Raw genomic sequence first — 12,767 nt, 5'->3', positions numbered from 1 at the left:
TGGTGCCTCATGGTGGCCCGCAGCGCAGCGGAGGGCCGGCATGAGCCGTCCCGGCTTCGGCGGTGGCGACCTGCCGGCGGTCTTTCCCGACTGGTCGCCGTACACCGACCTCGAATCGGCGGCGCGGGCCTACCTGCGTGACCCCGACGTCGCCCTGGAGGCGCTCGGCGGCGTCCTGCGTGGCGCGTCGGTGCTCGGCTTCACCCTGGAACGCTTCGTCAACGAGGTGAACGGTGTGTGGCAGGAGGTCGTCGTCTGCGACGGCAGCCGCCTGGTGCTCTGGCACGGCGAGGACGTGCCACCGGGGGAGGGACCGCCGGGCTCGATGACCTCGTCGCTGCGGGTGGTACCGGTCTCCTCGGTCACCGAGGTCGGCTGCCGACGCCGGCTGTTCCGGCACGACAACGGCGAGATCCGGGTCGACAGCATCGACGTCTACCTGCTGCTGACCTCGCTGGACGAGTCGCCGCCGGGCGAGGAGACCGCCGGCGGGCCGCGGCACGACGCGCTGCGCTTCGGCAAGACCCTCGACGACGGCGGCACCGGGCAGATCGCCCGGTTGGAGGAATTCGCCCGGCTGGTCGCCTCGGTGGTCGGCCGCCCGCTGCTGTAGCGGCCCTCTGCGCGTCGCCGCCCAGGTGGGTGATCCCGCTGATCAGCCGGGATGCCGGGTCAGTCGTCGGCCTCCGGGCCGGCAACCTCGACGCCGTCGCTGCCGCGTACGACGTGAATGCACTCGCCGGGGCACTCCTTCGCCGAGTCGATCACCTCAAGACGCAGGTGCTCCGGCACGTCCACCCGGCCGCCCGGCGCCTGCACCAGCTCGCCGTCCGGGCCCTTGACGTACGCCAACCCGTCGACGTCGAACTCGAAGACCTCCGGCGCGTACTGCACGCACAGACCGTCGCCCGTGCACAGATCCTGGTCGACCCAGACCTGCAGCTGGTCGGTCGCGACCTCGGCCACCGGTGCACCCCCCATGTTCTCCCGTCCCACCCCTCGACGGTACCCGAATGCCCGTACCCGCCCGTCGACCCACCCTTGGCGATCAAGCTTCGGTGACGGGCGCGTTGCGGAGGACCGAATCGGGCTCATAGCGGCTAGTGTTAGGTCAGAACGTTCAAGCCCCCCGGGGAGGTGGGACGTGGCACGCAGCGACGACGCGGACTCGCGCGCCGCACGGTGGGAGAAGGAGGCCCACGATCTCTCCACGCAGGTCGCGTTCCTTCAAGAGGAACTCGCTCTGGTGCGGCGCAAGTTGACCGAGAGCCCCCGACACGTCCGGCAGCTCGAAGAGCGGCTGGCCGCCACCCAGGCGCAGTTGGCGCGGCTGACCGAGAACAACGAACGGCTCGTGAGCACCCTGAAGGAAGCTCGCGCGCAGATCGTGACGCTCAAGGAGGAGATCGACCGGCTCGCTCAACCTCCAAGTGGCTACGGCGTCTTCCTGGCCCGACACGACGACGGCACGGTCGACGTCTTCACCGGCGGACGCAAGCTACGCGTAGCGGTCTCGCCCTCGCTCGACGTCGACGAACTGCGCCGTGGCCAGGAGGTCCTGCTCAACGACGCGCTCAACATCGTCGACGCGTTCGGTTACGAGCGGGTCGGCGAGGTGGTCATGCTCAAGGAGATCCTCGCGGGCCCCGACGGCGCACCGGGCGACCGGGCGCTGGTGGTGTCGCACTCCGACGAGGAACGCATCGTGCATCTGGCCGACACCCTGATCGGCAGTGCGATCCGGGCCGGCGACTCGCTCATGATCGAACCTCGCTCGGCGTACGCGTACGAGCGGATTCCGAAGAGCGAGGTCGAGGAACTGGTCCTGGAGGAGGTGCCGGACGTCGACTACGGCGACATCGGTGGCCTGCACTCCCAGATCGAGCAGATCCGCGACGCGGTGGAGCTGCCGTTCCTGCATGCCGACCTGTTCCGAGAGCACCAGCTGCGCCCGCCAAAGGGCATCCTGCTCTACGGTCCGCCGGGCTGTGGCAAGACGCTGATCGCCAAGGCGGTCGCCAACTCGCTCGCCAAGAAGATCGCCGAGCGGCGAGGCGAGGAGAAGCACACCAGCTTCTTCCTCAACATCAAGGGTCCTGAGCTGCTCAACAAGTACGTCGGCGAGACCGAGCGGCACATCCGGTTGATCTTCCAGCGAGCCCGGGAGAAGGCCGGTGAAGGCACGCCGGTCATCGTCTTCTTCGACGAGATGGACTCGGTCTTCCGCACCCGCGGCTCCGGTGTCTCCTCCGACGTGGAGAACACCATCGTGCCGCAGCTGCTCAGCGAGATCGATGGCGTCGAAGGGCTGGAGAACGTCATCGTCATCGGTGCATCCAACCGGGAAGACATGATCGACCCGGCGATCCTGCGCCCGGGACGACTTGACGTGAAAATCAAGATCGAGCGTCCCGACGCCGAGGCGGCCAAGGACATCTTCTCCAAGTACATCCTCCCCGGCCTGCCGCTGCACGCCGACGACCTGGCCGAACACGGCAGCGACCCCCAAGCCACCGTCGCCGCCATGATCGACGCGGTGGTGCTGCGGATGTACTCCGAGACCGAGGAGAACCGCTTCCTGGAGGTCACCTACGCCAACGGTGACAAGGAGGTCCTGTACTTCAAGGACTTCAACTCCGGCGCGATGATCCAGAACATCGTCGACCGAGGCAAGAAGATGGCAATCAAGGAGTTCCTCACCTCCGGTCGCAAAGGGCTGCGCCTACAACACCTGCTCGACGCCTGCGTCGACGAGTTCCGCGAGAACGAGGACCTGCCCAACACCACCAACCCGGACGACTGGGCCCGCATCTCCGGCAAGAAGGGCGAGCGGATCGTCTACATCCGCACGCTCGTCTCCGGTGGCAAGGGCACCGAGGCCGGGCGCTCCATCGAGACCGCCAGCAACACCGGTCAGTACCTCTGACCGGTACGCGCCACCGGGGCCCGTGACGCCACGCGTCGCGGGCCCCACCCGTAGGCCCGCGCCCCTCACCAAGGTCACCCGGGCCATCCTCGAATCGACAAGCGGCGCAACCGGCAGGTGCGACCCCCGGGGCCCGCCACGCCCCTGGTGGGTCGAGGGGCGACTACCCTCGACATGACGGGACCGGTCGGGCAAAAACGAAGCGGGTAGGTCGATGAGCGTAAGACGAATCATGGGCACCGAGGTCGAGTACGGAATCTCCGTGCCCGGCCAGGCCGGAGCCAACCCGATGGTCACCTCCTCCCAGGTGGTGAACGCCTACGGTGCCCGCCCGGAGCTGAACCGCGGTGGCCGGGCCCGCTGGGACTACGAGGAGGAGTCACCGCTGCGGGACGCCCGCGGCTTCACCTACTCCGGCGCGGTCTACGACCCGGCCGAGGCGCTCGCCGACGAGGACCTCGGCCTGGCCAACGTGATCCTGACCAACGGGGCACGGCTCTACGTCGACCACGCGCACCCGGAGTACTCCACCCCCGAGGTGACCAACCCCCGCGACCTCGTCCGCTGGGACAAGGCCGGAGAGCGGGTGATGGCGGAAGCGGCGCGCCGGGCCGCCACCATTCCCGGCACGGCCTCGATCCACCTCTACAAGAACAACACCGACAACAAGGGCGCCAGCTACGGCGCGCACGAGAACTACCTCATGCGCCGGCAGACGCCGTTCGCCGACATCGTGGCGTACCTGACGCCGTTCTTCGTGACGCGGCAGGTCGTCTGCGGCGCCGGCCGCGTCGGCATCGGCCAGGACGGCGGCCAGGCAGGTTTCCAGATCTCCCAGCGCGCCGACTTCTTCGAGGTCGAGGTCGGCCTCGAAACCACCCTCAAGCGGCCGATCATCAACACCCGCGACGAGCCGCACGCCGACGCGGACAAGTACCGCCGCCTGCACGTCATCATCGGCGACGCCAACCTCTCGGAGATCTCCACCTACCTGAAGGTGGGCACCACCGCGTTGATCCTCACGATGATCGAGGAGAAGGCGCTCGGCCCCGACCTCGGCATCGCCGACCCCGTCGGGGAGTTGCGCGCGGTCAGTCACGATCCGTCGTTGTCGCACCTGATGCGGCTGCGTGACGGCCGTCGGCTGACCGCGATGGACGTGCAGTGGGCCTACCTGGAGCGGGTGCGCGCCTTCGTCGACGACCGGTACGGCGACGACGTGGACGAGCAGACCGCCGACGTGCTGGACCGGTGGGAGAGCGTGCTCGACCGGCTGGGGCGCGACGTGATGCTCTGCGCCGACGAGCTGGACTGGGTGGCGAAGCTGCGACTGCTGGAGGGCTACCGGGAACGGGAGAAACTCGGCTGGGGCTCGCACAAGCTCCAACTGGTCGACCTCCAGTATTCCGACGTACGCCCGGAGAAGGGTCTCTACCACCGGCTGGTTTCCCGTGGGTCGATGAAGACGTTGCTCAGCGACGACGAGAGCCGTACGGCGATGACCGAGCCTCCGGAGGACACCCGCGCCTACTTCCGGGGTCGCTGCCTGGCTCAGTACGCCTCCGAAGTGGTCGCCGCCAGCTGGGACTCGGTGATTTTCGATGTTGGCCGGGAGTCGCTGGTACGGGTGCCGATGATGGAGCCGGAGCGCGGCACCAGGCGGCACGTCGGAGCGTTGTTCGACCGCTGTGTCAGCGCGAAGGATCTGTTGGAGACCCTGACCGGCGGCTGAGCCGCCGGCCGCGTCCAGGTGTGTCCGTCCCCGCGCGTCGGTACTGGCGCGCGGGGGTCGTTTCGTCGTTCCCGCGAGGTAAGTTCATCGCAGGGAGATCGTGGAGGAGGCAACAATGGCCACTCGTGACAGCGGCGGTCAGTCGCAGTCGGGCAAGTCCCGTCAGGGCGAAGAGGTCGAGGACGTCACCGTCGAGGCGAACCCGGAGGTCGCCGAGCGGCACGCCGAGATCACCGAGGATGTCGACGACCTGCTCGACGAGATCGACTCCGTCCTCGAAGAAAACGCCGAAGAGTTCGTGAGGGGATATGTCCAGAAGGGGGGGGAGTAGGGCATATGTCCGTTTTGCCCGATCGGTCGGGCAAAGTATGCCCCCAATGCAAACGCTCACTCCCCGTCACCGAGTTTCACCGCAACCGCCGTCGGGCCGACGGTCTCGGCTATTGCTGCAAGGCGTGTGCGATCGCACGCTCGGCGGCCAGCCGCCGCAGACGCGGTGTGGCACCCGCGCGAAAGCCGGCAGAGCCGGTGGGTCACGGGCTGAAGTGGTGCCCGGACTGCGAGCAGGTCAAGGCGTTGGAAGAGTTTCGGAGCACCACCCGGAGAGCGAGCGGCCGGCACAGTTACTGCAAGCCCTGCCACAACGCACGAGGCAAGGAAACCGTCCAGCGACTTTACGGCGGTAGCCGCGAGTACCACCTGCGGCGGCGGTACGGCATCGGGCAGCGGGAGTTCGACGAGTTGCTGGCCGAGCAGGGCGGGGTGTGCGCGGTGTGCGGTGACCCCGATCCGGAACATGTGGACCACGATCATCGCACCGGGTGGGTGCGCGGGATACTCTGCTTCAACTGCAACGGTGGTCTTGGCCAGTTCCGTGACAGTCCGACGAGGCTGGCCAGGGCGATCACGTACCTGAGAGGAACCACGTGGCAGCGGGTTTTGATCCATCCGGGCGTCTTCCAGATGTGTTCACCAACGCGGGGACGTCCTCCTTCACGGCATTCCTGAGCAAGGCGGCCCCCGAGCTGCTGCCGGGCCGACGAGCGCTGCCCCCGGGCATGGCCGCTGACATGGCCCCGCACGCCACCACGATCGTGGCCATCGCTGCCGCCGGTGGCGTCGTGATGGCCGGTGACCGGCGGGCCACCATGGGCAACCTGATCGCCCAGCGGGACATCGAGAAGGTGCACCCCGCGGATGCGTACTCGCTGGTGGGCATCGCTGGCACCGCCGGTGTCGGCATCGAGCTGATGCGACTGTTCCAGGTGGAGTTGGAGCACTACGAGAAGATCGAGGGCGCGATGCTCTCGCTCGACGGCAAGGCGAACCGGCTCGCCTCGATGATCCGCGGCAATCTGGGTGCGGCGATGCAGGGGCTGGCGGTGATTCCGCTCTTCGCCGGTTTCGACCTGGCAACCAGCGACCCGGCACGGGCCGGGCGGATCTTCAGTTTCGACGTCACCGGCGGCCCGTACGAGGAGACCGGCTACGACGCGATCGGCTCGGGTTCGTTGTTCGCCAAGTCGGCGTTGAAGAAGCGGTACCGGGCCGGGCTGACCGTCGAGGACGCGGTGCGGCTGGCGGTGGAGGCCCTCTACGACGCCGCGGACGACGACACCGCGACCGGCGGGCCCGACCTGACGCGGCGGATCTACCCGGTGGTGATGACCGCGACGGCGGAGGGTACGCACCGACTGACCGACGCGGAGACCTCGGTGATCGCGGAGAGCGTGGTCGCCGGCCGGATGGAGAATCCGGGTGGCTGAGCCGCCCACCCGCAGCTGATCCCCGTTTCCCTGAGTACGCGCCCGAAGGAGAGCCGCCGCCGTGGCCATGCAGTTCTACGCCTCGCCCGAACAGATCATGCGCGACCGTTCCGAGTTGGCCCGCAAGGGCATCGCCCGGGGGCGCAGCACGGTGGTCCTGAGCTATGCCGGTGGGGTGCTCTTCGTTGCCGAGAATCTCTCCAGCGCCCTGCACAAGGTCAGTGAGATCTACGACCGGATCGGGTTCGCGGCCGTGGGCCGGTACAACGAGTTCGAGAACCTGCGCCGGGCAGGCGTGCGGATGGCCGACCTGAACGGTCTGAGCTATGACCGCCGTGACGTGACCGGTCTGGCGTTGGCCAACTCTTACGCGCAGATCCTCGGTGCCATCTTCACCGAGCAGTCGAAGCCGTTCGAGGTGGAGATCTGTGTGGCCGAGGTGGGTGCCACCCCCGATGACGATTCGCTCTACCGGAACACCTACGACGGTTCGGTGACCGATGAACCGGGCCGGATGGCGATGGGTGGTCAGGCCGAGGCGATCTCCGGGGTGCTCAAGTCGAACCACCGGCCGGACATGTCGCTCGGCGAGGCGGTGAAGGTGGCGGTGCAGGCGCTGAGCAGCGTCGGTGGCGAGGGTGGTGCCGCCCGTACGATCGCCGCCAACCAGTTGGAGGTCGCGGTCCTGGACCGCAACCGGGTGGGTCGCACCTTCCGGCGAATCACCGGGGCCGCGTTGACCTCGCTGCTGGATGGCGATGCGGACGGTGGGGCGGTGGAGGGCGACCGGGCGCAGACGCCGAGCACGCCGACGGAGGAGGCGCACAAGCCGACCACCTCGGCCGGCTCGGCCGACCTGGAGGACAAGCCGGGCGACAAGTCCGACAGCTGAGTCTCACCCCGGGCCTCGGACCGGGCAGGGGCGGCGCCTGAGCGGTTTCGACCGGCTGGGCGCCGCTTCGCTTTCCGGCGGGTCAGTGGCGGTTGAGTAGTGGCCGCACGAGTGCCCACCAGGCGGTGGCGACCGCGTTGAAGACGCCCATCCCGGGTGGTGCGGCAACGTTCGACGGCGCTACCCGGGCGGTCATCAGGTCAGCGAGGGTGCCGTCGCCGACGGTGCGTTCGGCCTGTAGCCGGCTCCGTCGGACGCGGATCCAGTCCCGGTGACGCCACAGCCAGTTCCAGCCGCGGACCTTCTGGCGTCCCCAGCCGCCGGCGAGCGCGGCGGCGAGCATGGCGACCTCGGTGAGCACCAGCATCGGCGCCAGCAGTGCCAGGGTCCGGCCCTGGTACGCGGTGAGCAGGGTGAGCAGGCGGTTGCGTTCGACCAGGTAGAGCTTGAGGTCGTTGCGGGAGAACTCGTAGTGGTGCAGGACCACGGCGTCGGGTACGTATTCCAGCCGCAGGCCGCGTTGCCACAGCCGCAGGCTGAGTTCGGTGTCCTCGTGGTAGGCGAAGTACTGGTCGGGGAAGCCGTCGAGTTCCTGCCAGCGGTGGCGGTCGATGACGAAGCAGCAGCCGCTCAACGACGGCACCACGGTGCGCTCGGCGTGGGCACTGGCCGGCTCACCGTTGCCACCGGCCCAGGACAGGCCGGTGAAGTGCAGCGGGTTGCCCGAGGTGTTGATCAGCTCGGGGTCGTGGGCGAGCCGGATGGAGGCCATCGCCGCGCCGACGCCCGGTTCGGCGGCCACCGCGACGACCTTGGCGAGCGCGTCGGGGGTCACGATGGCGTCGGAGTTGACGAAGGCCAACCAGTCGCCGGTGGCGTCGGCGGCACCGATGTTGCAGCCACCGGAGTAGCCGGTGTTCGCCTCCGGCCGGATGACCTGTACGCCGGGCAGGCCCTTGACGACGTCGATGCCGTCGCCGGTGCAGCCGTTGTCGACCACGATCAGGTCGAGGTCGACGCCGGTGCTGGCGAGCAGGGCCTGGGCGGCGTCGACCAGCCAGGGCTCGGCACCGTAGGCGAGCATCACGGCGGTGACGCGGGGCGGTCTCATGGGGTTCCTCCGCTGGTGGTGGCGGGTATCGGGGCCGCGACCGGTGGGGTGGGCGGGGGCCTGCGGTGGCGGCGCAGCAGGGTGACCATGACGGCGGCGGTCACCACGGAACCGACGGTGTAGCCGAGTTCGACGCGCAGCGCGACGGGCAGCGGGGGCAGGGTCGCCACGGCCAGCGCGGCGACGCCGATGGTCCAGGCCAGGGCCTGGGCGTGGTGCCGGTCGCGGGCGAGGAGGGCCTGTCCGAGCACCATCGCCCACAGGTAGGCCAGGGTGGCCACCGACAGCCAGGCGAAGTCGTCGTGGCCGAGGACGTCGGGGGTGTCGAAGAGGATCCGCACGAGCCACGGGCCGAGCAGGGCGGCGAGAATGCCGCCGAGGATCCCGAGGGCGGTGACGACGGCCAGGGATCGGCGCAGCAGGGCGCGGAAGGCCGGTTCGTCGCCGGTGGCGGCGGCGGTGGAGAGGCCGGGTAGCAGCGCGGCCTGCATCGAGCCGAAGACGAACAGGGGTATGCGGACCAGCACCAGCGCGGAGAGCAGCGCGCCGGCGGTGGCGATGTCGGACGGGTCGAGCAGCCGTACGTTGATCACGCCCACGTTGACCACCACCTGGGCGAGCAGGCTGGAGACGGTGAGCAGCGAGAGCCCGCGTAGCAGTGCCGGCCAGGGGACCGTCGGTCCTCGACCGATCGTCCGGGCGACCGGTACGGCGGTGAGCACGACGGCGACCAGTGGTGCCGCGACCAGCACCAGCGCGTAGGCCACGGGTGAGTCGACACCGGTGACGGCGAGGGCGGTGACCAGGCCGATGCGCAGTCCGCCGTCGAGGCCGAGTTGGGTGCCGTACCAGCCGAAGCGGCGCAGGCCGGAGAGCACACCACGGGTGGTGTGTGCCACGGCCAGTGCGGCCAGCGCGCCCGCAAGGGCAGGCACCATCGTGGGGTCGCCGCCGAAGAGCTGCTCGGTGAGGGTGTCGGCGGTGCCGATGGTGAGCAGGATGAGCAGGCCGAGCAGGGCGACGGCGACGGCGGCGCCCCGGGCCAGTACGGGTCCGGGTGGCAGGCCGCGGGTGCGGCGGGCCGCGACGAGGCGGGCGACTTCCTGTTCGACGGGGAAGAACACGCCGATGCCGAGGGTGAACACGACGGACCAGAGCACCGACAGCGAGGAGTAGTCGGCGGCGTCGAGGTTGTGCCCGGCCAGGGCGAGGTGGACGTACGAGGCCAGCCCGACCACGGCGAGGCCGATACCGACGGGGAGGGTGCCGGGCGGGACGAGACGGAGCAGGCGGCGGATCACCGGCGGATGAGGGCGAGGGTGAGGACGGCCAGGGCCCGGCCGAGGTAGATCATCGCCTTGGCGGGGGAGTGGCTGGGAGTGCCGGCCATCCGGCGGCGCATGGCGACCGGGACCTGCTGGATCCGGTAGCCGCGGCGGGCGGCGTGCACGAGCGTCTCGACGGTGTCACCGAGGTACTCGGCCGGGTACCAGCGGGCGAACATGTCGATCATTCGTCGGTTGGCGGCCCGGAAGCCGGAGGTGGTGTCGGTCAGCGTGGCGCCGGAGAGGCCGGACAGCACCAGGGACAGCATGCCCATGGCCCAGCGGCGGGGTCCGCGTACGGTGTATTCGCCCTCGCCGGCGAACCGGGCCCCGATGACCAGGTCGTAGTCGTCGAGCAGGTCGATCAGCTTCGGCACGTACCGGGGGTCGTGCTGCCCGTCGGCGTCGACCTGCACCGCGGCGTCGTAGTCGTGCTCCTGGGCGTAGCGGTAGCCAAGGCGCATGGCACCACCGACGCCGAGGTTGTACGGCAGTCGGGCGACGCGGGCACCGGCGGCGGCGGCGACGGCGGCGGTGTGGTCGGTGGAGCCGTCGTCGACGACGAGCACGTCCACGCCGGGCAGTTCGCCGCGAATCTCGCCGACGACGTCGCCGATGGAGGCGGCTTCGTTGAGCGCCGGGATGATGATCAGTAGTCGTTTGCCGTTAACCATCGCGGGACACCAGTTCCGTGTGGTCCGGGTGGCGGGCAGCCCATTGCGTCCGTTCCGCTCGTTCGGCTTCGACTTCGGCGCGGAGCAGGGCGAATTCCTCGGCGAGGGTGCGGGTCTCTTCCTCCAGCGCGCTGACCTCCCAGCTGAGGTGGATGCAGACCAGCAGCAGGAAGACGATGCCGAGGAAGAGCACCAGGCTGACGCCGGAGGCGACGCCGAGCAGGTCCGCGACGCCGTCGAGCAGCCGGGGGAACAGTGAGAGCGGGATCACCACGAACAGCAGGCCGAGCCAGAGCATGCCGTACTTCTCGCGGAGTTGCCGGCGGCGCAGCAGCTCGACGATCGTGGCCAGCAGGACCAGACCGGTCAGGCCGGTGACCAGGGTGAGCTTCATACGACCTTCCACGGGGAGAGTGGAGCGGCGGGGGCGAACGCGTCGGCCAGGGTGGCGTGCCAGTCCGGCAGGGGCGGCAGCCCGGCCTCGGCCCACCGGCCGTGCCCCAGCACACTGTACGTCGGTCTCGCGGCAGGTCGCACGAACCGGGCGCTGGTGCTGGGTCGGATCCGTTCCGGGTCGAGCCCGTGGTGGGCGAACACCGCACGGGCCAGGCCGTACCAGGTGGTTTCGCCGGAGCAGGTGCCGTGGTAGACACCGGGCGCGGCGTGTCCGGTGTGCGCGGCTTCGGCGAGCATGACCAGGTGGCGCGCCAGGGCGCGGGACCAGGTTGGTTGGCCCCGCTGGTCGTCGACGACGTCGAGGGTGTCGTGCCGGTCGGCCAGGTCGAGCATGGTGGCGACGAAGTTTCGGCCGTGGGCGCCGTAGAGCCAGGCGGTGCGCACCACGTATCCGGTGTCGGGTAGCAGCCGGGTCACGGCCTGTTCCCCGATGAGCTTGCTCCGACCGTACGCGTTGATCGGGGCGGTCGGCGCGTCCTCCGGGTAGGGGGTGATGGCGGTGCCGTCGAAGACGTAGTCGGTGGACAGGTGCAGCAGGCGGGCGTCGTGTGCGGCGCACGCGGCGGCGAGGTGGGCGACCGCGTCGCCGTTGACGGCGGTGGCGGCCGACTCGCGTGTCTCGGCGCCGTCGACATCGGTCCAGGCGGCGGTGTTGACCACCACATCGTGGCCGCCGACGGCGGCGTGCACGGCGGCGGCGTCGGTGATGTCCAGGTCGGCGCGGGTGGCGGAGGTGACCCGGTGTTGTGGCCGCGCGGCGAGGATGTCGACCAGATCTCGGCCGAGCATCCCACCGGCGCCGGTCACCAGGAACCTCATGCGGCGGCCGCCTTCAGCGGCTCCCACCAGGCCCGGTTGTCCCGGTACCAGCGGACGGTGTCGGCGAGACCGGTGTCGAGGCTGATGCTGGGGGCGTACCCGAGCTCATTGCTGATCTTTGTGATGTCGAGGGAGTAGCGGCGGTCGTGTCCTTTGCGGTCGGCGACGGGTGTCACGCGGTCCCAGTCGGCGTCGCAGGCGTCGAGGAGTCGGGCGGTGAGTTCCTTGTTGGTCAGTTCGGTGCCACCGCCGATGTGGTAGATCTCGCCGGCGCGTCCCTTGTGCTGGACGAGGGCGATGCCACGGCAGTGGTCGTGCACGTGCAGCCAGTCGCGTACGTTGCCGCCGTCGCCGTAGAGCGGGACGGTGTGTCCGTCGAGGAGGTTGGTGACGAAGAGCGGGATGACCTTCTCCGGGTACTGGTAGGGCCCGTAGTTGTTGGAGCAGCGGGTCACCACCACGTCGAGGCCGTGGGTGCGGTGGTAGGCCAGGGCGAGCAGGTCGGAGCCGGCCTTCGACGCCGAGTAGGGGGAGTTGGGGGTCAGCGGCCAGTCCTCGGTCCAGGAACCCTCGTCGATGGAGCCGTAGACCTCGTCGGTGGAGACGTGCACGAACCGGTCGACGCCGTGGCGTAGCGCGGCGTCGAGCAGATGCTGGGTGCCGACGACGTTGGTGGTGACGAAGGGCGCGGCGCCGGCGATGGAGCGGTCGACGTGGGACTCGGCGGCGAAGTGCACGACCACGTCATGCCCCGCGACGGCCTGGTCGACAACATCGGCGTGACGGATGTCACCGTGGACGAATCGTAGGCGCGGGTCGTCGGCCACGGGCGCGAGGTTGGTCAGGTTGCCGGAGTAGGTGAGCGCGTCGAGCACGGTGACGTGGGCGAGTTCCAGTGCCGGCACTCCGGCCGCGCTGCCGCCGGGGACACCGAGCAGCGTCCGGACGTACTCCGAACCGATGAAACCGGCACCGCCGGTGACCAGGATCCTCACGGGTCCGGAAGTCTACGCGAAACGGCCACTTGTGCAGCGCAGGCGAGGCGCGGCTGCTCGTCGGCTTGCCG

General features: G+C 69.6%; 14 protein-coding genes. 7 read left to right on the top strand and 7 right to left on the bottom strand.

The genetic code is table 11. The features are described from left to right. Positions 1-40 precede the first annotated feature (40 nt). A complete protein-coding gene (locus tag Vlu01_RS21705; protein WP_204002579.1) occupies positions 41-613 on the top strand; it encodes a hypothetical protein in 573 nt (190 codons plus the stop codon). 59 nt (positions 614-672) lie between these two features. Here Vlu01_RS21705 and Vlu01_RS21700 read toward each other — a convergent pair whose 3' ends face one another. Beyond that, on the bottom strand, positions 673-966 hold the full coding sequence (locus Vlu01_RS21700) for a ferredoxin (protein ID WP_099851377.1): 294 nt from the start codon (positions 964-966) through the stop codon (positions 673-675). A gap of 178 nt (positions 967-1,144) precedes the next feature. Between Vlu01_RS21700 and arc the strand changes: the two genes are divergently transcribed. The 6 genes from arc (at position 1,145) to prcA (ending at position 7,316) form a co-directional block, all read left to right on the top strand. Further along, positions 1,145-2,926 carry a proteasome ATPase gene (arc, locus tag Vlu01_RS21695; RefSeq protein ID WP_204002552.1) on the top strand — a complete coding sequence of 594 codons (1,782 nt, stop codon included), beginning with the start codon at positions 1,145-1,147 and terminating at the stop codon, positions 2,924-2,926. A gap of 214 nt (positions 2,927-3,140) precedes the next feature. Then, positions 3,141-4,658, top strand: coding sequence for a depupylase/deamidase Dop (gene dop / locus Vlu01_RS21690; protein WP_373307487.1), 1,518 nt, complete (start codon positions 3,141-3,143; stop codon positions 4,656-4,658). 115 nt (positions 4,659-4,773) lie between these two features. Further along, entirely contained in the window at positions 4,774-4,989 is a 216-nt protein-coding gene (locus Vlu01_RS21685) for a ubiquitin-like protein Pup (protein WP_092380345.1), read from the top strand. Between the two features lie 5 nt (positions 4,990-4,994). After that, positions 4,995-5,666 (top strand): endonuclease VII domain-containing protein, encoded by a 672-nt coding sequence (locus Vlu01_RS21680; protein WP_204002546.1) that lies wholly within the window; start codon positions 4,995-4,997, stop codon positions 5,664-5,666. Beyond that, positions 5,585-6,424, top strand: coding sequence for a proteasome subunit beta (gene prcB, locus Vlu01_RS21675; protein WP_204002544.1), 840 nt, complete (start codon positions 5,585-5,587; stop codon positions 6,422-6,424). The genes Vlu01_RS21680 and prcB overlap by 82 nt, the downstream gene beginning before the upstream one ends. A gap of 61 nt (positions 6,425-6,485) precedes the next feature. Continuing rightward, on the top strand, positions 6,486-7,316 hold the full coding sequence (gene prcA / locus Vlu01_RS21670; protein ID WP_204002542.1) for a proteasome subunit alpha: 831 nt from the start codon (positions 6,486-6,488) through the stop codon (positions 7,314-7,316). An 82-nt stretch (positions 7,317-7,398) separates the two neighbouring features. Here the strand turns inward: prcA and Vlu01_RS21665 are convergent, their stop codons facing one another. Genes Vlu01_RS21665 through rfbB form a run of 6 tightly spaced genes read right to left on the bottom strand, consistent with a single transcriptional unit; the run spans position 7,399 to position 12,696 of the window. Next, positions 7,399-8,427 carry a glycosyltransferase family 2 protein gene (locus Vlu01_RS21665; RefSeq protein WP_204002540.1) on the bottom strand — a complete coding sequence of 343 codons (1,029 nt, stop codon included), beginning with the start codon at positions 8,425-8,427 and terminating at the stop codon, positions 7,399-7,401. Next, positions 8,424-9,728 carry a lipopolysaccharide biosynthesis protein gene (locus Vlu01_RS21660; protein ID WP_204002538.1) on the bottom strand — a complete coding sequence of 435 codons (1,305 nt, stop codon included), beginning with the start codon at positions 9,726-9,728 and terminating at the stop codon, positions 8,424-8,426. Before Vlu01_RS21660 ends, Vlu01_RS21665 begins: the two co-directional genes overlap by 4 nt. Beyond that, positions 9,725-10,426 (bottom strand): glycosyltransferase family 2 protein, encoded by a 702-nt coding sequence (locus tag Vlu01_RS21655; protein WP_204002536.1) that lies wholly within the window; start codon positions 10,424-10,426, stop codon positions 9,725-9,727. Before Vlu01_RS21655 ends, Vlu01_RS21660 begins: the two co-directional genes overlap by 4 nt. After that, positions 10,419-10,832, bottom strand: coding sequence for a DUF2304 domain-containing protein (locus tag Vlu01_RS21650; protein WP_239096040.1), 414 nt, complete (start codon positions 10,830-10,832; stop codon positions 10,419-10,421). The genes Vlu01_RS21655 and Vlu01_RS21650 overlap by 8 nt, the downstream gene beginning before the upstream one ends. Then, positions 10,817-11,701 carry a dTDP-4-dehydrorhamnose reductase gene (gene rfbD / locus Vlu01_RS21645; protein WP_204002533.1) on the bottom strand — a complete coding sequence of 295 codons (885 nt, stop codon included), beginning with the start codon at positions 11,699-11,701 and terminating at the stop codon, positions 10,817-10,819. The genes Vlu01_RS21650 and rfbD overlap by 16 nt, the downstream gene beginning before the upstream one ends. Next, positions 11,698-12,696, bottom strand: a complete 999-nt coding sequence (rfbB, locus tag Vlu01_RS21640; protein WP_204002531.1) for a dTDP-glucose 4,6-dehydratase — start codon at positions 12,694-12,696, stop codon at positions 11,698-11,700. The genes rfbD and rfbB overlap by 4 nt, the downstream gene beginning before the upstream one ends. Positions 12,697-12,767: the final 71 nt, after the last annotated feature.

Source organism: Micromonospora lutea, from assembly GCF_016863535.1.
Lineage (GTDB): Bacteria > Actinomycetota > Actinomycetes > Mycobacteriales > Micromonosporaceae > Micromonospora > Micromonospora lutea.
The sequence above is the reverse complement of the archived record's forward strand: the minus strand, read 5'-3'. Positions and strand labels throughout refer to the sequence as shown.

What these genes read in the sequence shown, in the direction of transcription:
- Vlu01_RS21705 (WP_204002579.1), top strand. Translation starts at nt 41, where the DNA reads ATGAGCCGTCCCGGCTTCGGCGGTGGCGACCTGCCGGCGGTCTTTCCC.
- Vlu01_RS21655 (WP_204002536.1), bottom strand. Translation starts at nt 10,426, where the DNA reads ATGGTTAACGGCAAACGACTACTGATCATCATCCCGGCGCTCAACGAA.
- Vlu01_RS21685 (WP_092380345.1), top strand. Translation starts at nt 4,774, where the DNA reads ATGGCCACTCGTGACAGCGGCGGTCAGTCGCAGTCGGGCAAGTCCCGT.
- rfbD (WP_204002533.1), bottom strand. Translation starts at nt 11,701, where the DNA reads ATGAGGTTCCTGGTGACCGGCGCCGGTGGGATGCTCGGCCGAGATCTG.
- dop (WP_373307487.1), top strand. Translation starts at nt 3,141, where the DNA reads ATGAGCGTAAGACGAATCATGGGCACCGAGGTCGAGTACGGAATCTCC.
- Vlu01_RS21665 (WP_204002540.1), bottom strand. Translation starts at nt 8,427, where the DNA reads ATGAGACCGCCCCGCGTCACCGCCGTGATGCTCGCCTACGGTGCCGAG.
- Vlu01_RS21680 (WP_204002546.1), top strand. Translation starts at nt 4,995, where the DNA reads ATGTCCGTTTTGCCCGATCGGTCGGGCAAAGTATGCCCCCAATGCAAA.